At 64.7% G+C, this 25,382-nt stretch carries 25 protein-coding genes; 11 read left to right on the forward strand and 14 right to left on the reverse strand.

Annotated elements, in window-relative coordinates:
• Nucleotides 1-20: 20 nt before the first annotated feature.
• Together U5805_RS09560 and U5805_RS09565 are read right to left on the reverse strand one after the other, a co-directional pair.
• A complete protein-coding gene (locus U5805_RS09560; RefSeq protein ID WP_322103226.1) occupies nucleotides 21-812 on the reverse strand; it encodes a sulfite exporter TauE/SafE family protein in 792 nt (263 codons plus the stop codon).
• 31 nt (nucleotides 813-843) lie between these two features.
• Nucleotides 844-1,053 (reverse strand): hypothetical protein, encoded by a 210-nt coding sequence (locus U5805_RS09565; RefSeq protein WP_322103227.1) that lies wholly within the window; start codon nucleotides 1,051-1,053, stop codon nucleotides 844-846.
• Here U5805_RS09565 and U5805_RS09570 point away from each other — a divergent pair.
• Nucleotides 1,047-1,925 (forward strand): LysR family transcriptional regulator, encoded by an 879-nt coding sequence (locus U5805_RS09570; RefSeq protein ID WP_322103228.1) that lies wholly within the window; start codon nucleotides 1,047-1,049, stop codon nucleotides 1,923-1,925. The genes U5805_RS09565 and U5805_RS09570 overlap by 7 nt on opposite strands.
• Nucleotides 1,926-1,958: 33 nt before the next feature.
• Here the strand turns inward: U5805_RS09570 and U5805_RS09575 are convergent, their stop codons facing one another.
• From U5805_RS09575 to U5805_RS09595, 5 genes are all read right to left on the reverse strand, one after another.
• Nucleotides 1,959-2,960 (reverse strand): Ldh family oxidoreductase, encoded by a 1,002-nt coding sequence (locus U5805_RS09575; protein WP_322103229.1) that lies wholly within the window; start codon nucleotides 2,958-2,960, stop codon nucleotides 1,959-1,961.
• A gap of 1 nt (nucleotide 2,961) precedes the next feature.
• Nucleotides 2,962-3,936 (reverse strand): hydroxyacid dehydrogenase, encoded by a 975-nt coding sequence (locus U5805_RS09580; RefSeq protein ID WP_322103230.1) that lies wholly within the window; start codon nucleotides 3,934-3,936, stop codon nucleotides 2,962-2,964.
• Nucleotides 3,933-5,270 carry a C4-dicarboxylate transporter DctA gene (dctA, locus tag U5805_RS09585; protein WP_415914564.1) on the reverse strand — a complete coding sequence of 446 codons (1,338 nt, stop codon included), beginning with the start codon at nucleotides 5,268-5,270 and terminating at the stop codon, nucleotides 3,933-3,935. Before dctA ends, U5805_RS09580 begins: the two co-directional genes overlap by 4 nt.
• Nucleotides 5,271-5,453: 183 nt before the next feature.
• Nucleotides 5,454-6,629 (reverse strand): UxaA family hydrolase, encoded by a 1,176-nt coding sequence (locus U5805_RS09590; protein WP_322103231.1) that lies wholly within the window; start codon nucleotides 6,627-6,629, stop codon nucleotides 5,454-5,456.
• Nucleotides 6,630-6,689: 60 nt separating this feature from the next.
• A complete protein-coding gene (locus U5805_RS09595) occupies nucleotides 6,690-6,959 on the reverse strand; it encodes a UxaA family hydrolase (protein WP_322103359.1) in 270 nt (89 codons plus the stop codon).
• 247 nt (nucleotides 6,960-7,206) lie between these two features.
• Between U5805_RS09595 and U5805_RS09600 the strand changes: the two genes are divergently transcribed.
• Nucleotides 7,207-7,992, forward strand: coding sequence for a GntR family transcriptional regulator (locus tag U5805_RS09600; protein ID WP_322103232.1), 786 nt, complete (start codon nucleotides 7,207-7,209; stop codon nucleotides 7,990-7,992).
• Nucleotides 7,993-8,058: 66 nt separating this feature from the next.
• Here U5805_RS09600 and U5805_RS09605 read toward each other — a convergent pair whose 3' ends face one another.
• Complete coding sequence (locus U5805_RS09605; RefSeq protein ID WP_322103233.1) at nucleotides 8,059-9,012, reverse strand: oxidoreductase; 954 nt, start codon at nucleotides 9,010-9,012, stop codon at nucleotides 8,059-8,061.
• A 113-nt stretch (nucleotides 9,013-9,125) separates the two neighbouring features.
• On the opposite strand from U5805_RS09605, the gene U5805_RS09610 reads away from it, so the two are divergent.
• Nucleotides 9,126-9,719, forward strand: a complete 594-nt coding sequence (locus U5805_RS09610) for a helix-turn-helix domain-containing protein (RefSeq protein ID WP_322103234.1) — start codon at nucleotides 9,126-9,128, stop codon at nucleotides 9,717-9,719.
• Nucleotides 9,720-9,764: 45 nt separating this feature from the next.
• Here the strand turns inward: U5805_RS09610 and U5805_RS09615 are convergent, their stop codons facing one another.
• Together U5805_RS09615 and U5805_RS09620 are read right to left on the reverse strand one after the other, a co-directional pair.
• Nucleotides 9,765-10,295: a low affinity iron permease family protein gene (locus U5805_RS09615; protein ID WP_322103235.1), complete on the reverse strand. Its 531-nt coding sequence runs from the start codon at nucleotides 10,293-10,295 to the stop codon at nucleotides 9,765-9,767.
• A 140-nt stretch (nucleotides 10,296-10,435) separates the two neighbouring features.
• Nucleotides 10,436-11,041 carry a TetR/AcrR family transcriptional regulator gene (locus U5805_RS09620; RefSeq protein WP_322103236.1) on the reverse strand — a complete coding sequence of 202 codons (606 nt, stop codon included), beginning with the start codon at nucleotides 11,039-11,041 and terminating at the stop codon, nucleotides 10,436-10,438.
• Between the two features lie 339 nt (nucleotides 11,042-11,380).
• Here U5805_RS09620 and U5805_RS09625 point away from each other — a divergent pair, with 339 nt between their 5' ends.
• Nucleotides 11,381-12,427 carry an aldo/keto reductase gene (locus U5805_RS09625; RefSeq protein ID WP_322103237.1) on the forward strand — a complete coding sequence of 349 codons (1,047 nt, stop codon included), beginning with the start codon at nucleotides 11,381-11,383 and terminating at the stop codon, nucleotides 12,425-12,427.
• Between the two features lie 57 nt (nucleotides 12,428-12,484).
• On the opposite strand, the gene U5805_RS09630 is transcribed toward U5805_RS09625, so the two are convergent.
• From U5805_RS09630 to U5805_RS09640, 3 genes are all read right to left on the reverse strand, one after another.
• The gene (locus U5805_RS09630; protein WP_322103238.1) at nucleotides 12,485-12,796 is read right to left on the reverse strand and encodes a hypothetical protein; all 312 of its coding nucleotides are present in this window, start codon (nucleotides 12,794-12,796) and stop codon (nucleotides 12,485-12,487) included.
• A 73-nt stretch (nucleotides 12,797-12,869) separates the two neighbouring features.
• The gene (locus U5805_RS09635; protein ID WP_322103239.1) at nucleotides 12,870-13,283 is read right to left on the reverse strand and encodes an Hsp20/alpha crystallin family protein; all 414 of its coding nucleotides are present in this window, start codon (nucleotides 13,281-13,283) and stop codon (nucleotides 12,870-12,872) included.
• Between the two features lie 36 nt (nucleotides 13,284-13,319).
• On the reverse strand, nucleotides 13,320-13,760 hold the full coding sequence (locus U5805_RS09640; protein ID WP_322103240.1) for an Hsp20/alpha crystallin family protein: 441 nt from the start codon (nucleotides 13,758-13,760) through the stop codon (nucleotides 13,320-13,322).
• A gap of 689 nt (nucleotides 13,761-14,449) precedes the next feature.
• Here U5805_RS09640 and U5805_RS09645 point away from each other — a divergent pair.
• Nucleotides 14,450-14,704, forward strand: a complete 255-nt coding sequence (locus tag U5805_RS09645; protein WP_322103360.1) for a hypothetical protein — start codon at nucleotides 14,450-14,452, stop codon at nucleotides 14,702-14,704.
• Between the two features lie 115 nt (nucleotides 14,705-14,819).
• Here the strand turns inward: U5805_RS09645 and U5805_RS09650 are convergent, their stop codons facing one another.
• Nucleotides 14,820-15,125 carry a hypothetical protein gene (locus U5805_RS09650; protein WP_322103241.1) on the reverse strand — a complete coding sequence of 102 codons (306 nt, stop codon included), beginning with the start codon at nucleotides 15,123-15,125 and terminating at the stop codon, nucleotides 14,820-14,822.
• A gap of 709 nt (nucleotides 15,126-15,834) precedes the next feature.
• Here U5805_RS09650 and U5805_RS09655 point away from each other — a divergent pair.
• The 6 genes from U5805_RS09655 (at nucleotide 15,835) to U5805_RS09680 (ending at nucleotide 25,349) form a co-directional block, all read left to right on the forward strand.
• Nucleotides 15,835-18,147 carry an Orn/Lys/Arg decarboxylase N-terminal domain-containing protein gene (locus tag U5805_RS09655; RefSeq protein WP_322103242.1) on the forward strand — a complete coding sequence of 771 codons (2,313 nt, stop codon included), beginning with the start codon at nucleotides 15,835-15,837 and terminating at the stop codon, nucleotides 18,145-18,147.
• 83 nt (nucleotides 18,148-18,230) lie between these two features.
• A complete protein-coding gene (locus U5805_RS09660; RefSeq protein ID WP_322103243.1) occupies nucleotides 18,231-19,733 on the forward strand; it encodes a basic amino acid/polyamine antiporter in 1,503 nt (500 codons plus the stop codon).
• A gap of 31 nt (nucleotides 19,734-19,764) precedes the next feature.
• Nucleotides 19,765-22,119 (forward strand): Orn/Lys/Arg decarboxylase N-terminal domain-containing protein, encoded by a 2,355-nt coding sequence (locus U5805_RS09665; protein ID WP_322103244.1) that lies wholly within the window; start codon nucleotides 19,765-19,767, stop codon nucleotides 22,117-22,119.
• A gap of 21 nt (nucleotides 22,120-22,140) precedes the next feature.
• Complete coding sequence (locus U5805_RS09670) at nucleotides 22,141-23,364, forward strand: arginine deiminase (protein ID WP_322103245.1); 1,224 nt, start codon at nucleotides 22,141-22,143, stop codon at nucleotides 23,362-23,364.
• 37 nt (nucleotides 23,365-23,401) lie between these two features.
• A complete protein-coding gene (locus U5805_RS09675) occupies nucleotides 23,402-24,406 on the forward strand; it encodes an ornithine carbamoyltransferase (RefSeq protein ID WP_322103361.1) in 1,005 nt (334 codons plus the stop codon).
• 10 nt (nucleotides 24,407-24,416) lie between these two features.
• Nucleotides 24,417-25,349 (forward strand): carbamate kinase, encoded by a 933-nt coding sequence (locus tag U5805_RS09680; RefSeq protein ID WP_322103246.1) that lies wholly within the window; start codon nucleotides 24,417-24,419, stop codon nucleotides 25,347-25,349.
• The last annotated feature ends 33 nt before the right edge of the window (nucleotides 25,350-25,382 follow it).

Raw genomic sequence — 25,382 nt, forward strand, 5'->3', positions numbered from 1 at the left:
GGTGTCAGCAAGCACGCGCATTAACCGAACAAAGCAGGTACCGAACGAATGATCAAATTGAGCGCCGCGAGAATAAGAACGATCCACAGAAGCAGCAAGACGCGAGGCGCGGAAATGGCGCGTCGCAGCCTCGCGCCGGCGAACAGGCCCGCTGCGCCGCAAGGCAACAGCAGACTGGCGAGCGGCAAGACAGCCGGATTTCGATAAAGCCCGGAGACCGCGAAGAGAACGAGGCGCGCCACCGCCGTGGCGGTAATGAGCGCGCTGATGGTGGCGCGCCGCTCGTCGGGATCGCGCAAACGTCCCGCGAGATAGATCGTATAGACGGGGCCGCCCGTGCCGAACACAGCCGTGAGACACCCGCCGAAGAATCCCAACGGCAAAGCCCAGCGCCCGCCTATCTCGCGAAACTCGCCGCGGCTCGTCACGCGCCAGAGCGAGTACCCGAGCAAGCACACGCCAAGAATGAGTTCGAGCGGTTTTTCCGGCACGCAAACAAGCACGCTCACGCCGAGCAGAAGGCCAATGCACAACCACGGCGCGAGCCGCTGGAGTTCGCGCGTTTGCACCGACCGAAGGTTGCGCATGCCCACGAGCGTCCCGGCGACGAGATCCAGCACCAGCATCACGGGCGTGGCCGTTCGCAGCGGCACCAGTTGCGTCAGCAACGGAATGGCGACGATGGAGGAGCCGAACCCGGTAAGGCCATAGACCAGATACGCAAACGCAACCACGCTTCCCGCAACCGCGATCGAAGTGGCGCCGAAACCCACGGCGCTTGCGGCCAGTTGCGCATTCAACCAGGCGATCATTGATAAAGAGCCTCGGTGCGTTTTTCAGCGTTCAGGAGGAAATACGCGCGACATCCAGCACGACACTAAGCACGACATCGCGCACGGCATTGCGGCCGCATCGCTGCGTCCATTGTTGCCTGCTATTAGCTAAAGATAAACGCAGTAATGGTTTTCCTGAGACCAGGAGATGCTTTAGCTTGCGTAGAATTTCCTGAATCGAATCGCGCATGTCTTTTCCGCTCATCGCGAACCATGCCATCTATTCGCACGCTCAAAATCTTTCTCACGGTCGCGCGGTGCGGCACGTTTGCCGCGGCCGGCAACAAGGTCGGACTCACGGCCGCCGCCGTCGGACTCCAGATTCGCGCGCTCGAAGGCGATCTCAATGTTCAGCTTTTTGACCGCAATGCAAGAGCGGCGGTACTGAATCCCGTTGGCCGCGCGCTTATCCCCGAGATCGAAGAAATCGTGCGCCGTTACGAGCTGCTCGAAGTCTCCGCCGGTTGCGACGAAATGTCGGGGACCGTGGTGATGGGCGCGCTCGTTTCGGCGTTGATGGGCGCGTTCGCCGACGCCTTGTGGTCCATTCGCCGGCAACATCCGCGCCTCGACGTGCATTTGCTCGCGGGCATGTCGAGCGACTTCGCGCGCCAGGTGGAAATCGGCGAACTCGATGCGGCGGTCGTCACTCAGTCGCCGCACGCGCTCGCATCCACATTGCTTTGGACTCCGCTCTATTCGGAGCCGATGATTCTCATCCTGCCGACCGCGCCGCATTTCGACCTGGCCGGCGAGCAGCTCGAAATTCTCCGCGATGCGCCATTCATGCGTTTCGATCGCGGCACATGGACCGGGCATCTGGTGCAGAACGTGCTCGACCAGTGCAAGGTCGAAGTCAACGAGGCGATGGAACTGAACTCGGTCGAAGCGATCGTCGCGCTCGTGCGCCAGGGCTTCGGCATCTCCATCGTGCCCAGGCTCGCGAACGTGGATTTCGAAAGCGATAGCGCGATCCGCGTCATGCCGCTCGACGGCGTCGACGTGCGGCGCCATGTCGGACTGCTGGAACGCGTCAAGCACAGCCGCACGGCGTTCACCGACGCAATCAAGAGCTATTTCACGGCGATCTAGCGCATTCGCGTTTCACCGGCGCTGCGCGCGTTTCTATCCCGCGAGAACGTTCAACTGTTCGAGCAATGCCTCGGGAATGTCCACGCCGTCGCGCGCCGCGGACTCGGCGAGTTGCGCCCGCCGCTGGCCCGGCAACCGCACTTCGGGGTCTTGCAGCATCACGTCGATCAACGCCTCGACGCGCGACAGATAAACGGCATTGCCCGCCAGCGCGCCGGGGTCGATCGCCCAGAACAGGTGCCCCACGCGCGACCGCTCTCCCGCCTCGGTCAGGAACGAGCCCGCTTCGTAGCCGAAGTTCGCGCCGCACAGCGCGGCCGCGAGCAGTTCCACCATCAAGGCCAGCATCGCCCCCTTGGTGCCGCCGAACGGAAGCATCATGCCGTCCAGTGCGACCTTCGCATCGGTCGTCGGCCGGCCGTCGCGCGACGTTGCCCAGCCTTCGGGAATGGGCTTGCCTTCGCGTGCCGCCACCATGATCTTGCCCCGCGCGACATTGGACAGCGAAAGGTCGATCATCAACGGCCGGCCCTCGCGGCGCGGAAACACCGCCGCCACCGGATTGGTGCCGAACACGGGATGCCGGCCTCCCCACGCGGGCATGGCCGCCGGCGTGTTGCTGAACGCGAGGCCCACCATCCCGGCCGCGCCGACCGGCTCCAGATGCCAGGCGCCCGCTCCCAGATGATGGCTGCGCTTGACGCTCGCGACGGCGCTGCCGTGTTCGCGAGCGCGCTTCACGAGCGTTTCGACGGCGAGTTCGCACGCCGGAAACGCCATGCCGTCCGCCGCGTCGATCAGCACAGCCGCGTTGCGCGATGCGACGATTTCAGGCGTCGCGGCCGCATCGACACGGCCGTTGCGCAACTGCGCGACATACATGGGCAAGCGCGCGACGCCGTGAGAGGACAAGCCCCGCTCGTCGGCGTAGACGAGCGCGCGCGCCGTCGCGTCGGCGGTGCGCGGCGTCGCGCCCGCGGCGAGCAGCGTGCGCGCGGCCAGCTTCGTGAGTTCATCAGACGATATCCGCGTCATGTCAAAGCGACCTCGTTGTGGTTGATTCGTGTTCGTCCGCGAGCAGCGCCTCGGTCACGCGCTCGGCGACCAGCGTGCTGACCCGCTCGTTCGACTGCATCGTCAAGCCGGCGATATGCGGCGTCAGGATCAGGTTCGGCACGCCCTCGAGCGGCGAGCCCGCCTTGAGGGGCTCGTCGGCGAAAACATCGAGCGCGGCGCCGCCAAGGCGGCCTTGCACCAGCGCTTCGCCCAGCGCGCTTTCGTCGATCACACCGCCGCGCGCCGTGTTGATCAGCACGGCGTGAGGCTTGAGCAACGCGAGTTGCGCCGCGCCGATGAGATTGTGCGTGCTTTCCACGAGCGGCACATGAAGCGTCACCACGTCGGCCGCGCGCAACGCGTCGTCGAACGCCATGCCCCGCGCTCCCGTTTCGTGCCAGCAGTCGGCATCCGCCGCGATTTGCGGATCGTAGCCCACCACCCGCATGCCAATTCCGCGCGCGAGCTGCGCGACGAGACGCCCGATGCCGCCGAAGCCGATCACGGCCATGGTACTGCCCGCCGCCTCGCGGCCGTTCGACAACGCCGTGCGCGGCCACCGTCCGCGCGCGACGTCGGCGCTTGCTCCATACGCGCCCCGCAGGAGCATCAGCGTCGTGGCAATCACGTATTCCGCGACGGCCGCCGCATTCGCGCCCGTCGCCGGAAAAACCCGCACACCGCGCTTGCGGCACGCATCGAGCGCGATGTTGTCCAACCCGACGCCAAGCCGCCCGATCACGGACAACGCCGGCGCGCCGTCCAGCAACGCGGCGGTGACCTGGGTGCGATTACGCACGATCAGCGCGTGAGCGTCGGCGAGCTGCGCGCGCAACTGGTCCGGCGCATCGGCCAGCGACGCCTGCGCATGCACGTCGAAATGACGCCGCAACGCCTCCACCACCGAGGCGTCCATGAATTCGCTGACGACGATTTTCTTCCGGTTGTTTTTCAACGTGAGCGCTCCTGTGCGTAGGCGCGCGGCGCGCGCTTGTCGACGCCGTGGGCCGTCTCCGGCGCCGCGTCGTCGCGGGAGCCGGCGCGCGGTCCGGCCAGCACGCTTCGCGCCTGCTGCACGTCGAATGCGCCTTCCCAGCGCGCCACCACGATCGTCGCCACGGCGTTGCCGATCATGTTGACGATCGCGCGAATCTCGTTGAGCACGCGGTCGATGCCGATAATCAAAGTGATGCCCGCGACGGGAATGATGTTGTGCGTCGAAAGCGTGGCGGTAAGCGCGACGAGTGCCGCGCCCGCCACCCCCGCGCCGCCCTTCGACGTGAGCAGAAGAACGGCGAGCAAGCCGAGTTGCTGCAAGAGCGACAGATGCGTATTGGTGGCTTGCGCGATGAAAAGCGACGTCATCGTGAGATAAATGGCGGCGCCGTCCAGGTTGAACGAATAGCCGGTGGGCAGCACGAGCCCCACGATCGAGCGAGGGCAACCCAGGCGTTCGAGCTTCTCCATCAGGCGCGGCAGCACCGACTCGGTCGTCGACGTGCCGAGCACGATCAGCAGTTCTTCGCGCAGATAGTTGAGCAGCGACCAAAGGCTGACGCCCGCCCAGCGGCATATCGTGCCGAGCACCAATACGATAAACAGGATGCTGGTGAGATAGAAGCAGACGATCAGCATGCCTAACTGTTGCAACGTGCCGATGCCGTACTTGCCGACGGTGAACGCCATTGCGCCGAACGCGCCGAGCGGCGCAAGCCGCATGATCATCTCGACGATGCGCATGAGCGCCTCGCCGCTTTGCTCGATCACACGCGAGAGAAAGCGGCTGCGGCGCGACATGATCGACAAGGCCACGCCGAACAGCACCGAGAACAGCAGCACCTGGAGCAGGTTGCCCCGCGCGAACGCGCCGATCACCGAATTCGGCACGATTTCGTCGAGAAAGCTTTGCGACGCCGCCGCATGCGCTTCGCCCACGTAGCGGCCGACGGCTTGCGCATCGAGCGTGGCCGGGTCGATATTGAGCCCTTCCCCCGGATGCAGAACATTGGCCACCACGAGACCGAGCACGAGTGCGAGCGTGGTCATGACTTCGAAATACGCGATCGTTTTGACGCCCACTCGCCCCACATGCTTGAGGTTTTCCATGCGGGCAATACCCAGCGACACGGTGCAGAAAATCACCAGGGTAATGAGCATTTTGATGAGGCGAATGAACGTGTCGCCCAACGGCTTCATTTGCACGCCCAAATGCGGCCAGAAAAAGCCGACGAGAATACCGGCCGCAAGTCCGATCAAGACCTGGGCATAGAGATGTCTGAGCACGCGCAAGATGGTGTCTCCTCCACTCGCTGCTGCTTCGTGAAACAGCGTCGCGCACCGCAACCGAACCGCCGGGTCCGGTTGCGCGGCCGTATCCACTCGGCCTTTTGCGTATCGGCGCGCGCCGCTGCGGCGAAACTACGTTCGCAAAGCCCGCCGCGCCGGCGGACTTTCGAGGGGTCGCTCAAGCCGTCATGCGCTTTCGAACAGACGCGTGAGCACGAATTCGCGATGACCCAGCGTTTCCGCCGCGGTCCAGCGTCCGTTCACGGTGGCGAGCATCGACTCGAGCAGCTTGTCGCCGGCCTGATCGAGATTCTGCTCGCGCTGGAGCAGGCCCGACACGTCCACGTCGATGTGCTCGCTCATCGTGCGCACGGTACGCGGATTCGCGCAAATCTTGATCACCGGCACGATCGGATTGCCGATCACATTGCCCTGCCCCGTCGGGAAGAAATGCACGGCGAACCCGGAAGCCGCGCACAGCGTCACCATTTCCGCCGCGGCCGACGACGAGTCCATGAACCACAAGCCCGAATGCGTCGGTTCCTCTGCCTTGTCGAGCACGCCGTCCACGCGGCACTTCTTGCCGATCTTCTGGATGTTGCCGAGCGCCTTTTCCTCGATCGTGGTGAGGCCGCCGGCGATGTTGCCCTTGGTCGGCTGCGACTCGGAAAGATCGTCGGTTTTCCAGCGGTTGATCATGTCCTGATAGCGGTCGAACATGAACTGGAAGCGCTCGCGCACCTCATCGCTCGCGCAGCGCGCCGCAACGATCTGCTCGCCGCCCGTCAACTCCGACGTCTCGCCGAACACGAGCGTCGTGCCGAGGCCATAAAGCTTGTCGAAGGCATTGCCGACGGTGGGATTCGCCCCGCAGCCCGACGTCGTATCCGACTCGCCGCATTTGGTCGACACCCACAGCTCGGAAATCGGGCACTCCTCGCGCTCCAGCGTGGTCGCCCACTGCACCATCTCCTTCGCGGCCTTGGAGGCGCGCATGATCGTGTCATGGTCGCCGTGCAGTTCGATGCCGAAGCCCATCACCGGCTTGCCGGACTTCGCGATGCCGTCGACCACGCGCTTGGTCCAGCCTTCCTCGATGCCGATCACGATCACGCCCGCGACGTTCGGGTTGCAGCCCGCGCCGATCAACGTGCGGAAATGCAGGTCGAGGTCCGCGCCGAATTGCAGCCGCCCGTAGGGATGCGGCAAGGCCATGGTGCCCTTGATGTTGTGCTCGACCGCTTGCGCGGCGGCATTCGAAAGATCGTCGACGGGAAGGATGATGACGTGGTTGCGCACGCCGACGCGGCCGTTCGTGCGGCGATAGCCGCGGAAGATGGTGTTCTGGTCGATCACGCTCATGGTGTCTCTCTCTGTATGGGAGGAATGCGGCAGGCGGGCTGTCCGCGTTGAAGGCGCGGCTTACCAGCGCTTGGTCTTGATGTTGTGAACGTGAGCGTGCTCGCCGGCCTGAATGGGCGCCACCACCTTGCCGATATCGACGCCGTATTTGTAGACCGTATCGCCCACCGCCATGTCCTTGAGCGCCACCTTGTGACCGATCGGAATGTCCTGTCTCGCCGCGACCGTCACCACTTCGTCTTCGTCCATGATCCACGCATTCAACTGCGTGCCCGCCTTGATGCCCTCCACGACCGCGACGCCAACCGTGTCCTTGCCCTCGTGCAGCACGATGTGAATCGTCCTGCGCGCCGGATCGCCTTGAGGTGCCGTCGAATTCGCCTGTTGTGCTGCTTGAGCTGCCTGGCTCATTTGAGTGTCTCCATTGTGTTCACGAGGTCTGGCACGCGGCCATGGAGCGGATAATAGTCATCACACTCATACATGTCAACCATATCATATATATGTGTTGGATCAGACAGATGGGGTAGAATCGGCAAAACGCTGGAAAGACAAGCCAGGAAGGGAGTACGGCGCAATGAGCACAGTGAAAAACGGCGTGACCCAGGCGAGCGCGGTAACCAACGCGCCTGTCATTGGGGGGACACGGTACAAGGAAGTGAAAAACGGCATCCTTGCCGCGTTGTCGGCGAAGGAATGGAAAGGCGGCGAGGCAATTCCGTCCGAAAAGAAACTCTCCGAACGCTTCGGCGTTTCGATCGGCACGCTGCGCAAGGCCATCGACGAACTCGTCGCCGACAACATCCTCGTGCGGCATCAAGGGCTAGGCACGTTCGTCGCCCAGCACCAGCGCGACCGCTACTTTTTCCGGTTTTTCCGCGTGGTGCGTCAGGATGGGGAGAAGAGTTATCCCACGGTGGCGCACGTGTCGTTTTCGCGGACCAAAGCGTCGCGCGAAGTCGCCGCGGCGCTCGGTATCGAGCCCAACGCGCGCGTGTTTTCGTTCGTCAACCGGCTGGCGCTGCACGGCGAAACGGTCATGATCGACAGCATCACCGTGGCCGAGGAACGCTTCGCGGGGCTGACCGAAGCCGCGTTGCGCGAGCGGCCCAGCACGCTTTACAACTTCTATCAGGACGCGTTCCACATCAACGTGGTCGGCACCGAAGAACGGCTGCGGGTCGTGACGGCGAACGAGACCGACGCGCAGTTGCTCGAAGTGCCGCCGGGTACGCCGCTGCTCGAAGTTCGACGCGTCGCCTATTCGTATCATCAGGAACCCGTCGAGCTTCGCATCTCGCACGTGAACACGGCGCGCTACGAATATGTCGGCCCTTCGGCATCGCACGAAGAACCCATCTGATACCGCCAGGCGCTCATCGCTTTCGCCCGGCAGCCGCCTGAGGCACGCGAAGATACCGGCGCCGGGTCAAAGCGGGGAAAGCCCGACCAGCTTTTCGGAGACGCGCCATAGCTGCTTCGCAACGAGCTCGTCCAACGCTTGCGCCGCGATCCTGGCCGTGACGGGCGGCCCTTTCAGCTCGAAAAGACGGCCAGGACCGTAATAGGCGCCGCCTTTTGCGTCCACGGCCGTTGCCGCGAAAAGCGTGGGCAGCGCGCCATCGGCGGCAGACTGCGCCGCCCACGGTTGAATGAGGCATCGGCTAACTGCTTGCAGCCAGCCGTCGGCGCCCGGCCCATTGGGTATCAGCTCGGTCAGCGCAAAGCCCGGATGGGCCGCGTTGCTGATGAGTTGCAGCCCCGCCGCGGTGGCGCGACGCTGCAATTCCAGCGCGAACATGAGCATGGCGAGCTTGGATTGCGCATAGGCTTTTTGCGGTTTGTAGTTCCGGCTAGCCTGAAGATCGTCGAAGTCGATTCGGCCGGCGCGATGATAAAGACTGCTCAGATTGACCACACGCGGTTCGCGTGCGCCGCGCAGCAGCGGGAACAGCCTGGCCGTCAATGCAAAATGCCCCAGGTAGTTGGTTCCGAACTGCATCTCGAAACCGTCTTCCGTCGTCTGCCGATCGGGAAGATTCATGACGCCGGCATTATTGACCAGAAGGTCGATTCTGGGGCGATGCGCCAGCATGCGCGCGGCGAACTGCTCGACGGAATGCAGGCTCGCAAGATCGAGCGCTTCGAAAGCTATTCGCGCGCGAGGCACAGCGCGCCGGATCTTTTCCACGGACGCGTTTCCTTTGGCGGCGTTGCGCCCTGCCAGAACCACGTCGGCGCCTGCCCGCGCGAGCGCGAGCGCGGTTTCGTATCCCAAACCGCCCGTTCCTGTCACGACCGCCAACCGATCTTCCTGCGAAGGGATATCCGCCAATGACCAACCCATCTCGTTTGCTCCCGATAAACGATCCACGCCGCGCATGCAGTCGCGCCCTGCACGGCATGCACGACGTGCGCGACCCGGAAAACCATAATATTGCACTGTAGTGCAATTTTGCAAGCGTGGCATAATTCTCGCGGGAGCGATTTCCAGACATGTCAGAACAACAGCAAGAGGGTCTGCGGGCGCGCAAGCGGCGGCAAACGCAGCAACGGATCGTTGCGGCGGCGCTGTCGCTGTTTCTGGAGCGCGGATACGAAGCCACTACGATTGATGCCATCGCGGACGCGGCGGAAATCGCACGACGAACTTTTTTCCATTATTTCGATGGCAAGGAAGCCATCATCGTCGCCCTGCAAGGCGACGCGGAGGACGCGTTCCGGCTTGCCCTGGCGAAAGTGCCGAAGCGTTGGCGGCCGCTTCGCGCGATACACGCGGCATTGCGCGGCATGATCGCGAGTTATGAAAGCGAGCAGGCCATTGCGATCGATCGCTTCATGAGATCGACGGAATTGTTGCGGGCTTTGAAGCAGGCGAGCTATGAGCGAAACGAACGCGAGCTTCTGGCTGCGCTGCGGGAGCGATGGCCCGAAGCGGACGACGAGCCGGGATTGCGCGCCGCGGCCATGATTGGTATCGGTGCGATTCGTCTGGCTTCCGATCAATGGAGCGCGGAGCAGGCGCGCCGTCCGCTGGAGCAATACCTGGACGAGCAATTCGCCGCGATTCGCCGCCAAGTCTCGGCTTGAGAAAGCGGCGCATACGGGCAACGATTTCGCCGCTTCGGGTATCGGCTATTTCCGCCCGGGTTCGTGACAGTTCTCACGGGCTGCCGTCGCCGAAGCTTCGACATTCGGCCGCTGGCCGCCACGTCGTTGTCCCGCTTTCTCGGCCAGCGCGAGATAGGCATCCGCGATCCGGCGAAGATCCTCCTCCGAAGCATCCTCGATCCCAATCAGCGTGTTGCTCGCCGAGTGGTTCGCCGCGAGAAGTTCGTTGAGCTTCAGATGCACCGCCACGCTGTCCTTGTTCTGACTCTGCTGGATCAGAAACACCATAAGAAACGTGATGATGGTGGTCCCGGTATTGATAACGAGCTGCCATCCGTCCGAGTAATGGAACACCGGCCCGGTCACGATCCAGAGCACCACGCAGCCAACGGCAACCGCGAAGGCGAGCGGCGACCCCGCCCATCTCGTCACCGCTGCGGCGAGCGAATCGAAAAGCCGGCTTGCGGGATTGCCGCGCGCATAGGCCGGGCTGCTCGAATCCGGCACGCTGCCGAGCGGAGCTGCCGCGGAGTGTTGATGAGATGAGTCGTCCATGGCTTTCCCCTGTGGTTCACGCAAGCCTCTAGCAAGCCCCGTTCCAGGCATGTGCGCCGGCTTTCCTCCGGTCATCCTCGCGCGTCATCGGATTTCCACGAAGCGGCTTGGCTTTGGCGGTACACACGAATCTCTGAAGATCATGGCCCCGGCTTCGGCCGCTTCGCTTGCCGGCCTCGCACCGGACGCAATTCAGGCCATGCGGTCATGGCGATAGCGATCGTCTTGTGCAATTCCTCGGTCGGAACCCCGCTGCTTGCCTGAACCGAAATGCCCTGCGATACGGTAAGAAAATATCGCGCCAGTGCGGCGACATCGGCGTCGGGCGGCAATTCGCCTTGCTCGCGGGCGCGCTCCAGGCATTTGCGGATCATTTCCCGTCCCGATTCCCGGACCTTGCACAACACGCCGATCACCTCCCGGGAATCCTCGCTCCCGGCCAGCGCGCCTTGAACGAGCAGGCAACCTTTCGGCGTATCGGCCCTGCTCTGGAACGTCGCCAAGGCACGAAGAAACGCCTCGATGCCTTCGCGCGCGGACGGCAGCATCAACGAAGGCGCGGCAAACGCGCCGAGCCGCTCGCGGTAACGGTCAAGCGCCTTTAAGAACAACTGCTCCTTGCCGCCGAACGCCGCATAAAGACTGGGCTTGTTGACGCCGACTGCCTCCGTGAGATCGGTCAACGAGGTTCCCTCGTACCCCTTGGCCCAGAAAATCTCCAGGGCCTGATCGAGCGCCTTGTCCACGTCGAATTCCCTCGGCCTGCCCATTGCCATCGTCTACTCGCAAAAAGATTTTTACCGATTGGTATGTTAAGCCGTTGACACGATGCAGTCCATCGTCACATACTTACCGCTCGGTACACAAAAGGAACGAAGCGGGCGTCGGTCCGGCGGTCTCGGTGATCAAGGCGGGGTCCGTATTCGAGCCGCCGCGTTGTTCCGTTTCGCCGACGAAAATCCTGGCCCGCCGACATGAACGGCGAGTCTCAACCGTGGAGCGCGCCGATCGAAGCTGGACAACCCGGTCGGCGATTTCGCATCAATTTCGCATCACACAGTTCACTATCGTAAGGAGTACGTTCTATGCGTTACACGCTTTTTGGCGAGCATACGGGTCTGCGGGTTTCGAATCTGGTTCTCGGAGCAGGAAACTTCGGCACCCGCTGGGGGCACGGCGCCGAGCCGGAGGAATCCCGCCGCATTTTCGAGGCGTACGCCGCGGCAGGCGGCAACTTCATCGACACGGCCAATGGCTATCAGTTCGGTCAGTCCGAGGAGATCCTCGGCGAACTGCTCGCGGGCCGGCGAGACGATTTCGTGCTGGCGTCGAAGTTCACGTTCAGAGCCACGCCGCAGGACGGCATTCTCGTCACGGGCAACAGCCGAAAGGCGATGATTGCCTCGGTCGAGGCGAGCCTCAAGCGGCTTCGCACGGATCGCATCGACCTGCTGTGGGCGCACATGTCGGACGGCGTTACGCCGCTCGAAGAACTTGTGCGCGGATTCGACGACCTTGTTCGCGCGGGCAAGATTCTCTACGCCGGCCTCTCCGATTTTCCCGCGTGGCGCGTGGCGCGCGCAGCGACGATTGCCGAATTGCGCGGCACGGTCCCCATTGCCGGTCTACAGGTCGAACACAGTCTCGTCGAGCGCAGCACGGAGCACGAGCTGCTTCCGGCGGGGCGCGCCTTGGGGCTCGGCATCGTCGCCTGGTCGCCGTTGGGCGGCGGCATGCTGACCGGCAAATACCGCAATGGAGAAACCGGTAGACGCGAAGGCTTCGGCGGCAATGTGTTCCAGGCTGAAAATTCGCCTCAACGCTCCGCGATCCTCGACACGCTCATCGCCGTTGCCAACGAAGCGGGCGTGACGCCGGGTGAGATCGCCATCGCCTGGGTTGCGGCGAAAGGCCCGCTCCCCATCATCGGGCCGCGCACGCTGGCACAGCTCGAAAGCAATCTCGCAGCCGCGAAGGTCGCGCTTTCGGCCGACCAGATCGCAAAGCTCGACACGGTGAGCGCGATTGCGCCCATCTTCCCCTATACGGTGATCGACGCGCCCGGCACCCGTCAGGGCTACACCGGGGGCAAGGCCGACGAGTTCGATATGCCGGCAAAGCCTGTTGCCTGAGGTGCGCATCAACGGGAATTCATAAACCAACGTCGATGGCGTCGCGTGGCCGGCAGGTCATTGCGCCGGCGTTTCCTGAGATCCCGGCTCCGTCGTCCCGCCGCGCGGCACGGCGGAACTGCCGTCACGGTGCGGCCTGCGCGGCTCGGAGCGCGCGTGTCTGCCATGCCGCGCGGGATCGGGATACAGCGTGTCGAGAAACGATCGGCCCTTCTCCGTGAGGTGCGCTCGCCGCCGGCCCGCGTTGTTGTGTTCCAGCATGACCAACTGGCGCTCGAGCAGCGCGTCGAGTTCGGCGCGATTCATGTCGATCTGGTCGGGCGACTGACGAACCAGCATCAACGTTGCGAATTCATGTGGGCTGAGCATTGCCTTCTCCTGTGCCGGAGAAGAAGCGCCGCGAGTCCGGCTCGCTGCGCTTCTTCTCTTCCCGGCGCGCGCGTTATTCCGCCTTCACCTGGATGCGGCGCGGCTTCGCCTCGTCGCGGCGCGGAATGCTGAGCTTGAGCACGCCGTCGCGCAGTTGCGCGTCGATGCGTGAGGCGTCGAAATCCGGGCTAAGCGTGAAGACGCGCCAGAAGTGCGGATGGCGCACCTCGCCGTGTTGCAGACGCAGCCCGGACGGCGTTGGGATCACGGCTTCCGCCTCGATGCTCAGACTGCCGTCCTGCACGCGCACGTCGAGCTTCTCGCGCGGCACGCCCGGCAGATCGGCATAGAGCGTGATGCCGCGGTTGTCCTCGAATACGTCCACGGCGGGCGCGATGCGGGCGATCTGCTTCGCGGCCTTGTCGCGCTCGCGGTTGACGAGTCCGGTTTGCGCCTGACGGGTTGCCAGTTCGGTGCTGTCGTTCATGATGTCCTCCGTGATTCGCATGTTTGATCCGTTGGCTTATTGCACGGTGATGGCGCGCGGCTTCGACGCCTCCGAACGTCCGATGCTGATCGTCAGACAGCCGTTCGCATAGCGGGCGTCAACCTTGTCGGGGTCGGCATGCTGCGGCAGCTCGACCACCCGGCGGAACGCGCCCATGAAGCGCTCGCTGGCATAGACGCGCACACCGTCCGCGGCCTCCGGCGCGTCAGGCTTGCGCTCGCCGCTGATCGTCAGCACCCCCTTGTCGATGGAGACGTCGATGGACGCCGGATCGAGCCCCGGCGCGAACGCGACGATTTCGACGCTGTCGTCGGTACTGCCGATATTCACGGGAGGAAAGATTTCGCTGCGCGTGGCGCGCAGGCTCGCGGGAAAGCCCGCGAAGAGGCTGCTCATCTGCTGTTGCAGGCGGTCGAATTCGCCCAGCAGATCGGTGCGGAAAAGAAGATCGCTCATGACTGGCTCCTTGAAATCGGGGCCTCTCACGAAGCTTCGAACCGGACCACGCGCTCCAGTCCGTCTGCCCGTGGGAAACCCATGACAAACAAATCGAAACACGCAGCGCTTATCGCGACTGCCTGAGCGATGCTAAAAATAGCGCAAGAAATAAAAATTTCAAGAGGCGCCGCCACGGCCGCCGGCTCGCCTCGCCGGCGCTTTCGTTCCGGCGCGCAGGCCGGTGGCGCCCGCTATCTCGCGTCTCGGCGCGGTTCATTGCGGCTTGGCTTGGGCAGATTGGGCAGATTGGGCGGCGCGCAGAAACAATCCGTTACAACCCGGTCTTTTCGCGACTCTTGAAGCGCCGCCGGGCACCTCTATTTCGCTAACCGTCGGACACAGCGCGGCTATCGAGGCGGCGGTTCGCCGATGCCCGCATCGCGATTGCGCTGTGATCTTCCGGCGAAAAAATCGTGAACAGCCAGGTCGTCGCGGCCCGAACGACGCGCGAAAGCGCGTCCAGGCGCGCGGTGCGATACGTGAAGAAAAACGTGAAGAAAAACGATGACGCCGCAAGCACTTCGGCGGCGCGGCGTTTTCATGCGGTTTTCATGCGGTTTTCATGCGGTTTTCATGCGCGCATCGGCCGACAGCCGCGACCGGGCACCCGACCGGATTACCGGATTACCGGATTATCGGAGACCGAGATGAAACTCGAACTTTGCATCGACTCGAAGCCGCTCGACATGGAGATCGACGACGTCGTGGCGGGATTGCTGGCCGCTCGCCTCAACCTTCCGGCGAGCGCCGACGCGAACGATGCGCTCGCCCGCTACCTCAGCGAAAAGGGCGCGCCCTGGATACTCGACGAGAATCACATGCGCAGGCGCATTCTTCGCCGGCTGATTCTGGACATTGCCGACCCCGCGCTGGTCATCCGTCATCTGATGGACGACGAATGACCGATCCGGCCTGCCGCGGGTTTCCGTGCGCAACCGTCCCGCGCGGAAAGCGGCAAAACCGGAATCGTCCGAACCGGATTCAAGCGCTACGGGCAAGCGCTACGGGCGCCCTGGCTTACTGGCCCTTGGTGTCGCTGCTGGCATCGGCGCCCGGCGTGTTCGTCGTGTCGTTCATCGGCTTGGTCGCGTGCGACTTGGCGTGCGAGCGATGCATGGACTTGTGCGTCGTCGTGGCCGCGCCGGACGGGTTTTGATTGATGGCCTGGTTGACCGAGGCATTGCCGGTTTGCCCGTCGGTGCCGGTCGCGCCGGGGCCCGTTCCCGCGCTGCTGCCGCCGCCCGCCCCTTGTGCCAGCGCGGCGCCGGACACCGCGAACGAAAGCATGGCGAGAGCCGAGATCAAGTGTTGACGAGGTTTCATTGCTGTATTCCTTCCATCGAAGTGGGATAGGCGCAGACGAAGCTGCGAAAAGTCAGGGCGTGAAATCCGCCTGAGACAACGCACTGAGCATTTCGCATGCCCTCAACGCCGCCGCTGAAAGGCAAACGAAAAACCGTGGCGCGGCGGGGAAGCTCGAGGCGAGCCACTGAAAATTGACGCAGATCAACTATTGCGGCCTGCCATGGCCGCGTGCAGTGTCCGCGCGCGTCCTACACACCGACGAAATTCCCTACATATCAAGCGGTCATTCTTGATCGAAGTCAATGCTGGCGAGCGTTGGCGCGGACTAAGATGCCGATGCCTTTGCGCAGGCGGTTATTCGTCGCTGCTGGGATCGCCGAGATCGCTGGGATCGTCACCGCCGGATTGCCGGACGCGTGACGCTCATCTCGGCGGCGGCGCCGCATAGGCGATCGGTCGAACCGAGATTCGGCCGACGGGAATCCAACCGTGGCGGCACGACTCGCCAGGACAGGCGCATCGCCAGCGAGCCCGCGCGAGGCGTCGCTCGCCTGCGCGTCCACGCCGCCCAACCACGTGGACGGGCTTCAACCATGCATCCATGCACCACGGTGACGGCCGCTGCGCCGGCGCGCCGGCGCCACGGCAGAGCGCCGGTCATTGCCTCCGCCCCATTCGCGTCGCTCCATGCAGGCTGCGCGCCGTGCGGCGGCGAAAAGGCCCGCCCATGATCCGCGCCATCACCGACCGCTTCCCCATGCGCGCGCTGTTCGTCACCGACGAACTCGCCGACGACACCTCCGCCGGCCGCGCCTCGCGCACGCTCGACGAGGATCTTGGCAGCCGCCAGATCGAGGTCGTCCGTTCGCATTGCGCCGACGACGCCCGCGCGGTTCTCGCCTCCGACGCCTCCATCCAATGCCTGCTGCTCGACTGGGATCTGCACGACGACCCCGGCCACGCCGGCGCCACGCGCGTGCTCGACGAGGCGCGCCTGCGCAACGCGCAGCTTCCCGTGTTCCTGCTCGCGAGCCGTCACGCGGCTTCCGCCATTCCGGCCGCGGCGATGGAGCAGGTCGACGACTTCATCTGGCTGCACGAGGATTCGCCCGACTTCATCGGCGGGCGCATTCTCGCCGCGATCCGCCGCTACCGCGAGCGCGTGTTGCCGCCGATGTTCCGCGCGCTCGTCGAGTTCTCGCAGGTCTACGAGTATTCGTGGCACACGCCCGGTCACACCGGCGGCACGGCGTTCCTCAAATCGCCGGTCGGGCGCGCGTTTTTCAGCTTCTTCGGCGAGGAACTGTTTCGCTCCGACCTGTCGATCTCGGTGGGCGAGCTGGGTTCGCTGCTCGATCATTCCGGCCCGATCGGCGAGGCCGAGCGTCATGCGGCCCGCGTGTTCGGCGCGCATCGCACGTACTTCGTGACCAATGGCTCGTCGACGTCGAATCGCGTGATCCTCATGGCGAGCGTCACGCGTGGCCAGGTCGCGCTGTGCGACCGCAACTGCCACAAATCCGTCGAGCACGCGATGACGCTCAGCGGCGCGATCCCGACGTATCTGCTGCCCACGCGCAACCGCTACGGCATCATCGGCCCGATCCCGCCCGCGCGGCTCGCGGCCGCCGCGCTCGAAGCGGCCATCGCGGCCAACCCGCTCGTGCGCGACGGCGTCGACCCGAAACCGGTGCATGCGATCGTCACCAACTCGACCTACGACGGCCTGTGCTACGACGTCGCGCGCGTGGAGACGCTACTCGGCGAAAGCGTGGACCGGCTGCATTTCGACGAAGCCTGGTACGGCTACGCGCGCTTCAATCCGCTCTATGCGCGCCGCTTCGCGATGCACGGCGAGCCGCGCGAATACGATGCTTCGCGGCCCACGGTGTTTTCGACGCAATCCACGCACAAGCTGCTCGCCGCACTCTCGCAGGCGTCGATGATCCATGTGCGCGACGGGCGCCAGCCGATTCCGCACGAACGCTTCAACGAGGCGTTCATGATGCACGCCTCGACTTCGCCGCAATACGCGATCATCGCGTCGAACGACGTGAGCGCGGCCATGATGGACGGCCCGGGCGGCCGCGCGTTGACTTCGGAGTCGCTACACGAGGCCATCGCGTTCCGGCAGATGATGTCGCGCCTGCATGCCGAATTCGCCGCGCGCGGCGAGTGGTTCTTCGAAGCCTGGCAGCCCGAAACGATTCGCGACGCGCAAGCGGGCGCGCTGCCGTTCCACCTCGCGAGCGCGGAACGCCTCGCCAGCGATCCGTCGTGCTGGACGCTGGAACCCGGCGACGCCTGGCACGGCTTCGACGCGCTCGAACCCGGCTACTGCCTGCTCGATCCGGTCAAGGTGTCGATCGTCACGCCGGGCGTGCGGGTCTCGGGGGATCTCGCCGAAACCGGCATTCCCGCCTCCGTCGTCACGAGCTATCTGGACGCGCGCGGGATCGTCGCCGAAAAGACCGCCGATTTCACGATCCTGTTCCTGTTTTCCCTCGGCGTGACGAAAGGCAAGTGGGGCACGCTCGTCAACGCGCTGCTCGAATTCCGCCGCGACTACGAGAGCAACGCGCCGCTCGACCTGGCGATCCCCGCGCTCGCGAGCGCGCATCCGGCGCGTTATGCCGGTCTCGGCCTGCGCGACCTGGCCGCGTCGATGTTCGACACGATGCGCGAATTGCACTCGACGGAGCGGCTCGCGAAGGCGTTTTCCGTGCTGCCCTCGCCCGACCTCAGCCCCGCGCAAGCCTATGAATCGCTCGTGAAAGGCCGCGTGGAAACCGTCGCGCTCGACGCGCTCGCGGGGCGCACGCTCGCCACGGGCGTCGTGCCCTATCCGCCCGGCATTCCGCTCCTGATGCCCGGCGAAAACGCGGGCGCGGCAAACGGCCCCGCGCTCGCGTACCTCAAGGCGCTCGAAACGTTCGATCGCGCGTTTCCGGGCTTCGCCCACGACATTCACGGCGTGGAAGTCGTGGACGGCACCTATCGCCTGAGCGTACTGACCGCTGCGCCCTCTCGTCCGCGCTGACCACGCCCGCCGCCTTTTTCTCGCATGCGCTATTGCCGGCCGCTCGCGCCACGCCGCCGGCCCCACCTTCCCGGAGAACGACAATGAATCAACCGACAGCGGAAAAAACCGGCCTCGCCACGCCTGCGCAGCCACCCAGGCCCGTCGGCAAGGGCGGCGGCCCTGACACGCGCAAGCTGGGCGTGGTGCTGTTGAGCGGCATCGTGGTCGGCTCGATGATCGGCGGCGGCGCCTTCAACCTGCCGCAGAACATGGCCGCCGGCGCGGGGCTCGGCGCGATCGCCATCGCGTGGGTCGTCACGCTCGTGGGCATGTTCTTTCTCGCCAACTCGTTTCGCACGCTCGCCGACCAGCGGCCCGACCTGACCGCCGGCATCTATTCGTATGCGCGCGAAGGCTTCGGCAAGTTCGCCGGATTCGAAATGGCGTGGGGCTACTGGCTCAGCTCCGCGTTCGGCAACGTCGCGTTCGCCGTGCTCATCATGCAGACGCTCGGTTACTTCTTCCCGGCGCTCGACGGCAAGAACTGGCAGTCGATCGTGGGCGGATCGCTGCTCATCTGGGTCATGCACTTCATGGTGCTTTCGGGCGTGAAACGCACCGCCATCCTCAATTCGATGGCGAGCGTCGTGAACATCGTCACGCTCTCGATCGCCATTGTCGTGATCGCGATGTTCTTCCAGAAAGGGCAATTCTCGTTCGACGTGTGGGGCCAGCAGCAGCACCTCGGCGGCACGCTCGCGCAGGTCAAGAGCACGATGATGGTGACGCTCTGGGTGTTCATCGGCATCGAAGGCGCCGTGGTCGTTTCCGACCGCGCGCGCGATCAGCACCAGGTCGGCACCGCCACGTTCATCGGCCTCGCGGTGTGTACGACGCTGTACTTCCTGCTCTCCGCGCTGCCCTTCAGCGTCATGCCGCAAAAGACGCTCGCGGGCTTGCAGAATCCTTCGTCGGCTTACGTGCTGCAACAACTCGTCGGGCATTGGGGCGCGATTTTCGTGGTCGTCGCGCTGCTGTTCTCGGTGTTGAGCTGCTGGCTCGCCTGGACCGTGCTGGTTGCGGAACTGCCGTATGCCGCCGCGAAGGACAACATCTTTCCGCGCGTGCTCTCGCACGAAAACCGCCACCACGCCGCCGCGCCTTCGCTGTGGCTGTCGAGCGCGGTCATGCAGGCCATGATGTTCGTGGTGCTGTTCGCGCACGATGCGTGGATGTGGCTCATCAGCGTGGCGGGCGTGATGATCTTGCCGCCTTACCTCGCGAGCACCGGCTTTCTCTGGAAGTGCGCGACGCAAAAGGGTTTTCAGGTGCACGCGGGCGAAGGCAAGCGCGCGTCGCTCTGGACCGGCGTGCTGGGCACCGTCTATTCGGCGTGGCTGCTCTATGCCGCCGGGCCGACCTATCTGCTGATGTCGACGATTTTCTTCGTGATCGGCATTCCCGTGTTCTGGTACGCGCAGCGCGAAAAAGACCCTCACGCGCTGGTATTCACCGCGCGCGAGCGCGTCGCCGTGATCGTGCTCGTGCTCGCCGCCGTGGTCGCGCTCGTGCTGTTCGCCAAAGGCATCGTTTCCATCGGCTGATTTCGTTCGGCATCCTGAACAGGTGAATCTCATGTCATACGACCGGTTGTTCGGTTTTCTGTTCTGCTGCGCCGCGCCGCAGCCGCGCACGTTCCCGCAGTCGCGCGTGGGCCGCATCGTCGACGAGCTTTCGCGCCAAGGCTACGATGTCGCGCAAATGGCAACCACGGCCGACGCCGCATCGGCCGTGCGCAGCGACGCCGCGACCGGTTGCATCGTCGTCGAATGGTCGTCGGCCGAGCCCGAGAACGAAGTGGAAGCCTTCGTGCAGTTCGTTCGCGACCGCGGACTGGAGATGCCGATCTTCATTCTGGCCGAGCGCCATTTGCTTGAGGAGATTCCGGTACGCGTGCTGCGTCTCGTCACCGGTTATGTGTTCGTCGAAGAGGACACGCCGGAGTTCGTCGCACGCAACCTCATCGGTCATTTGCATGCCTATGCCGAATCGCTCAAGACGCCGTTCTTCGGCGCCATGGTCGACTATGCGGGCGAGGCCAACCAGATGTGGACCTGCCCCGGCCACAACGGCGGCGTGTTCTATCAGAAAAGCCCGGTCGGGCGCGCGTTCGTCAAGCATCTGGGCGAAGCGGTGTTTCGCAACGATCTCGACAACTCGGTGGTCGGGCTGGGCGATCTGCTCGTGCATGAAGGCCCGGCGCTTGCCGCGCAGAAAGCGGCCGCGCGCATCTTCGGCGCGGAGCGCACCTACTTCGTGCTCAACGGCACGTCGACTTCGAACAAGATTGCCTTGAGCGCGCTCGTCGCGCCCGGCGACCTCGTGCTGTTCGACCGCAACAACCACAAGGCCGCGCACCACGGCGCGCTGCTGCTGGCCGGCGGCATTCCGGTCTACTTGCCGACCACGCGCAACGCGCACGGCCTGATCGGCCCGATCGACTTCGCCGCGCTCGACGAAACCGCGATTCGCGACGCGATCCGCCGCCACCCGCTTGTGAACGACGCCGATGCGGCCACGCGCGCACGACCGTTTCGCGTGGCCGTGATCGAGCAATGCACCTACGACGGCACGATCTACGACGCGCAACTGATCGTCGAAAAGTTGGGGCCGCTTTGCGATTACATCGTGTTCGACGAAGCGTGGGCGGGCTTCATGAAGTTTCATCCGTTGTTTCGCGGACGCTTCGCGATGGGCGTGCGCGGGCTCGACGCAAACGCGCCCGGCATCATCGCGACGCAATCGACGCACAAACAGCTCGCGGGTTTTTCGCAAGCCTCGCAAATCCACATCAAGGATGCGCACCTGAACGGCCAGCGCCGCCAGGTCAGTCACTGGCGCTTCAACGAGATGTTCATGCAGCACTCGTCGACGTCGCCGTTCTATCCGCTGTTCGCTTCGCTCGACGTGGGCGCGCAGATGATGCGCGGGCGTCAGGGCGAAGTGCTGTGGGACGACACGATCCGGCTGGGTATCGAACTGCGCAAGAAAATTCGCGCGCTGCGCGACGAATACGCGGCCACGCAAAGCGACCCGGCGCGACGCTGGTTCTTCGATCCGTTCGTACCCGAGTTCGTGCCGGAATTCGAAATGCTGCGCACGACCGGCGCTTCGCAACGCTGGGAAGACCTGTCGACCGACGAACTGGCCTCCAACCCGCGCTGCTGGGAACTCGCGCCAAACGAAGCGTGGCACGGCTTCGGTGCGCTCGCGCCCGGCTACGCGATGACCGATCCCAACAAGCTCACGCTGCTCACGCCCGGCTTCGACCGCGCGAGCGGCCGCTACGCGCAGCACGGCATTCCCGCTCCGATCCTCGCCGAATTCCTGCGCGGCCAGCGCATCGTGCCCGAAAAGAACGACCTCAACAGCATTCTCTTTCTCCTCACGCCGGGCCTCGAATCGTCGAAGGCCGGCACGCTGCTCTCCGCGCTCGTGCGCTTCAAGCAACTGCACGACGACAACGCGCCGCTCGACGACGCGATGCCGGAGTTCGCCGCCGCGCACCGCGAGCGTTATGCGGGCATGGGCTTGCGCGATCTATGCGCGCAGATGCACGCGTTCTATCGCGAGTGCGACGTGAGCCGGCTCCAGCGCGAGCAATTCCGCGCCGAGCACTTCCCGCAGCCCGCCATGACGCCGCAGGACGCCATGCACGCGCTCGTGCGCAACGACGTGGAGCTGCTGCCCATCGACCGCATCTCGGGCCGCATCGCCGCGACGCTTGCACTCGTGTATCCGCCCGGCATCGGCGTGGTGGTTCCCGGCGAGCGCTACGACGCGCACGCGCAACCGATGCTCGATTATTTCCGCGTGATCGAGGAAGGCGGCAATCGCTTTCCGGGCTTCGAAAACGAAATCCAGGGCCTCTACCGCCGGACCGGCGACGACGGGCGCACGCGGCTCCATACCTACGTCGTCGCCGAATAACTTCGTTCAGGAGAACTTGCCATGTCTTTTGGCGTTCATTCGGAAGCGGGCAAACTGCGCACCGTGATGGTCTGCGCGCCCGGCCTCGCGCACCGCCGGCTCACCCCCGCGAATTGCGGCGCGCTGCTGTTCGACGACGTGATCTGGGTCGACAAGGCCATCGAGGATCATCATGCCTTCGTGCGCGTGCTGCGCGAGCACGACGTGGAAGTACTCGAATTCCAGCATCTGCTCGCCGAGGTCTGTCTCGACACGACCGCGCGCGACTGGATTCTCGACCGCCGCATTTCCGAGGAGGAAGTCGGCACCGGCATGTTGCGGGAATTGCGGCTGTGGCTGGAGTCGTTGCCCGCGCAACGGCTTGCCGATGCGCTGATCGGCGGCGTGGCGAAATCGGAATTGCCGTTCGACGCGCGCGGCCTGTTCGGCGGCTATCTCGAACAATCGGACTTCGTGATTCCGCCGCTCGTCAACCTCATCTTCCAGCGCGACCCGAGCGCGTGGATCTATGGCGGCGTCACGCTGCACCCGATGTTCTGGCCCGCGCGCCGCAAGGAAACGCTGCTGCTCGCGGCCGTCTACGCGTTCCATCCGCGCTTTGCCGGCAAGGTGCGCACCTGGTGGGGCAACCCGGACCAGGATCACGGCACGCAAACGCTCGAAGGCGGCGACGTGATGCCGATCGGCAACGGCGTCGTGCTGATCGGCATGGGCGAGCGTTCGAGCCCGCAGGCGGTCACCCAGGTCGCGCGCGCGCTGTTCGCGGGCCACGGCGCGAGGCGCGTGATCGCCTGCCAGATGCCGAAGTCGCGCGCGAACATGCATCTGGACACGGTGTTCTCGTTTCTCGATGTGGATTTCGTGAGCATCTATCCCGACATCGCCGACGAGATCCGCTGCACGAGCCTCTACCCCGGCGACGAACTCGGCCAGATCCGCTACGAACGCCACGGCGGCAAGTTTCTCCACGTCGTGGCCAACGCGCTCGGCGTGGGATCGCTGCGCGTGCTGACCACGGGCGGCGACCGCTACGAGAGCGAGCGCGAGCAGTGGGACGACGGCAACAACGTGCTGGCGCTCGACCGGCGCGTGGTGCTTGCCTACGACCGCAACGCCTACACGAACCGCAAGATGCGCCAGGCCGGAGTCGAAGTGATCGAGATTCCGGGCGGCGAACTCGGGCGCGGACGCGGCGGCAGTCATTGCCTCAGTTGCCCTGTCGCGCGCGATCCCATCGTCCTCTGAACCGCGCCACCCGCGGCCTTTATCCACGAGACATTGCATCATGTTCAACGTACACAATCGCAGCTACCTCACGCTGATCGACTATACGCCGCGCCAGATTCGCTATCTGCTCGATCTTTCCCGCGACCTCAAGCGCGCGCGCTACGCGGGCACCGAGGTGCCGCGCCTCACGGGCAAGAACATCGCGCTCATCTTCGAAAAGACTTCCACGCGCACGCGTTGCGCGTTCGAAGTGGCCGCGCACGACCAGGGCGCGCACGTCACCTATATCGACCCGGCGGGTTCGCAGATCGGCCACAAGGAGTCGATGAAAGACACGGCGCGCGTGCTCGGGCGCATGTACGACGCGATCGAATATCGCGGCTACGGCCAGGCGGTGGTGGAGGAACTGGCGAAGTACGCGGGCGTTCCCGTCTACAACGGCCTCACCGACGAATTTCATCCGACGCAAATGCTCGCCGACGTTCTGACCATGAGCGAACACAGCGACAAGCCGCTTCACGAAATCGCGTACTGCTATATCGGCGATGCGCGCAACAACACGGGCAATTCGCTGCTCACGGTGGGCGCGAAGCTCGGCATGGACGTGCGCCTGTGCGCGCCGCGCAATCTGTGGCCGCACGACGAACTGATCGCGCAATGCCGCGAGATCGCCGCGAAAACGGGCGCGCGCCTCACGCTGACCGATCAACCCGGGGAAGCGGTCAAGGGCGCCGATTTCATCTATACCGACGTCTGGGTGTCGATGGGCGAGCCGCCGGAAAAATGGGGCGAACGCATCCAGGCGCTGCTGCCCTATCAGGTCAACGCGGCGCTGCTGGCCAAAACGGGGAATCCGCGCACGAAGTTCATGCACTGCCTGCCCGCGTTGCACGATTCGCATACGGAAGTCGGCAAGCAGATCGCCGATCAATACGGGCTGGCCGACGGCGTGGAAGTCACCGACGACGTGTTCGAGTCGGAGGCGTCCATCGTGTTCGAGCAGGCCGAAAACCGCCTGCATACCATCAAGGCGGTGCTGGTCGCCACGCTCGCGCTCTGAGGGAACTCGCATGCGCATCGTGATCGCCCTCGGGGGCAATGCATTACTGCGGCGCGGCGAGCCGATGACGCCCGCCGCGCAGCGCCGCAACGTGCGCGACGCGGCCGCGCAACTCGCTTCGGTCGCGCCGGGCAACGAACTCGTGATCGTGCACGGCAACGGTCCGCAGGTGGGACTGCTCGCGGCGCTTTCGCAGAACACGCCGCCCGCGCAACGGTTTTCGCTGGACGTGCTCGATGCGCAAACCGAAGGCATGATCGGCTATCTGATCGAGCTGGAGTTGCGCAATCGTCTGGGCGACGCCCGCGCGTGCGCGACGCTGCTGACGATGGTGGAAGTGAACGCCGCCGACCCGGCATTCGCGCGCCCCGACAAGCCGGTTGGCGCGATACTGACGCATGACGAGGCAAACGCCGCCGCGCGCGCGAACGGCTGGCGCATCGCCGCCGACGGCAATGGCTTTCGGCGCGTCGTGCCGAGCCCCGCGCCGCAGCGCTTTCTTCAGATCGACGCGGTGCAGGCGTTGCTCGCGCGCGGCACAGTCGTGATTTGCGCGGGCGGCGGCGGCATTCCGGTGGTTCGAACGCAAAGCGGGCAGCATGACGGAGTGGAAGCCGTCGTCGACAAGGATCGCAGCGCGGCGCTGCTCGCCCATGAGATCGCGGCGGACCTGTTCGTGATCGCCACCGACGTGGACGGCGTTTATCTCGACTGGGGCACGGCACGCGCGCGACGCGTGCGGCAAGCGCATCCGGACGCGCTCGCGGCCTACGGTTTCGCCGCCGGCTCCATGGGTCCGAAGGTCGAGGCCGCCAGCGAATTCGCACGCCGCTCGGGGCGGCGCGCGACAATCGGCGCGCTTTCGGACATTGCGCGCCTCGTGCAGGACACGGCGGGAACGTCGGTGCTAACGAGCGAAACCGGAGCGGAACCGGTATCGTGAACGACACAATTCACGCGGACGACGCGCCGCCAT

This window comes from Paraburkholderia sp. J41 (assembly GCF_905220235.1).
In the GTDB taxonomy this organism is placed as follows: Bacteria; Pseudomonadota; Gammaproteobacteria; order Burkholderiales; family Burkholderiaceae; genus Paraburkholderia.

What these genes read in the sequence shown, in the direction of transcription:
- U5805_RS09560 (WP_322103226.1), bottom strand. Translation starts at nt 812, where the DNA reads ATGATCGCCTGGTTGAATGCGCAACTGGCCGCAAGCGCCGTGGGTTTC.
- U5805_RS09570 (WP_322103228.1), top strand. Translation starts at nt 1,047, where the DNA reads ATGCCATCTATTCGCACGCTCAAAATCTTTCTCACGGTCGCGCGGTGC.
- U5805_RS09565 (WP_322103227.1), bottom strand. Translation starts at nt 1,053, where the DNA reads ATGGCATGGTTCGCGATGAGCGGAAAAGACATGCGCGATTCGATTCAG.
- U5805_RS09575 (WP_322103229.1), bottom strand. Translation starts at nt 2,960, where the DNA reads ATGACGCGGATATCGTCTGATGAACTCACGAAGCTGGCCGCGCGCACG.
- U5805_RS09590 (WP_322103231.1), bottom strand. Translation starts at nt 6,629, where the DNA reads ATGAGCGTGATCGACCAGAACACCATCTTCCGCGGCTATCGCCGCACG.
- U5805_RS09600 (WP_322103232.1), top strand. Translation starts at nt 7,207, where the DNA reads ATGAGCACAGTGAAAAACGGCGTGACCCAGGCGAGCGCGGTAACCAAC.
- U5805_RS09605 (WP_322103233.1), bottom strand. Translation starts at nt 9,012, where the DNA reads ATGCGCGGCGTGGATCGTTTATCGGGAGCAAACGAGATGGGTTGGTCA.
- U5805_RS09610 (WP_322103234.1), top strand. Translation starts at nt 9,126, where the DNA reads ATGTCAGAACAACAGCAAGAGGGTCTGCGGGCGCGCAAGCGGCGGCAA.
- U5805_RS09615 (WP_322103235.1), bottom strand. Translation starts at nt 10,295, where the DNA reads ATGGACGACTCATCTCATCAACACTCCGCGGCAGCTCCGCTCGGCAGC.
- U5805_RS09625 (WP_322103237.1), top strand. Translation starts at nt 11,381, where the DNA reads ATGCGTTACACGCTTTTTGGCGAGCATACGGGTCTGCGGGTTTCGAAT.
- U5805_RS09630 (WP_322103238.1), bottom strand. Translation starts at nt 12,796, where the DNA reads ATGCTCAGCCCACATGAATTCGCAACGTTGATGCTGGTTCGTCAGTCG.
- U5805_RS09635 (WP_322103239.1), bottom strand. Translation starts at nt 13,283, where the DNA reads ATGAACGACAGCACCGAACTGGCAACCCGTCAGGCGCAAACCGGACTC.
- U5805_RS09640 (WP_322103240.1), bottom strand. Translation starts at nt 13,760, where the DNA reads ATGAGCGATCTTCTTTTCCGCACCGATCTGCTGGGCGAATTCGACCGC.
- U5805_RS09645 (WP_322103360.1), top strand. Translation starts at nt 14,450, where the DNA reads ATGAAACTCGAACTTTGCATCGACTCGAAGCCGCTCGACATGGAGATC.
- U5805_RS09650 (WP_322103241.1), bottom strand. Translation starts at nt 15,125, where the DNA reads ATGAAACCTCGTCAACACTTGATCTCGGCTCTCGCCATGCTTTCGTTC.
- U5805_RS09655 (WP_322103242.1), top strand. Translation starts at nt 15,835, where the DNA reads ATGATCCGCGCCATCACCGACCGCTTCCCCATGCGCGCGCTGTTCGTC.
- U5805_RS09660 (WP_322103243.1), top strand. Translation starts at nt 18,231, where the DNA reads ATGAATCAACCGACAGCGGAAAAAACCGGCCTCGCCACGCCTGCGCAG.
- U5805_RS09665 (WP_322103244.1), top strand. Translation starts at nt 19,765, where the DNA reads ATGTCATACGACCGGTTGTTCGGTTTTCTGTTCTGCTGCGCCGCGCCG.
- U5805_RS09670 (WP_322103245.1), top strand. Translation starts at nt 22,141, where the DNA reads ATGTCTTTTGGCGTTCATTCGGAAGCGGGCAAACTGCGCACCGTGATG.
- U5805_RS09680 (WP_322103246.1), top strand. Translation starts at nt 24,417, where the DNA reads ATGCGCATCGTGATCGCCCTCGGGGGCAATGCATTACTGCGGCGCGGC.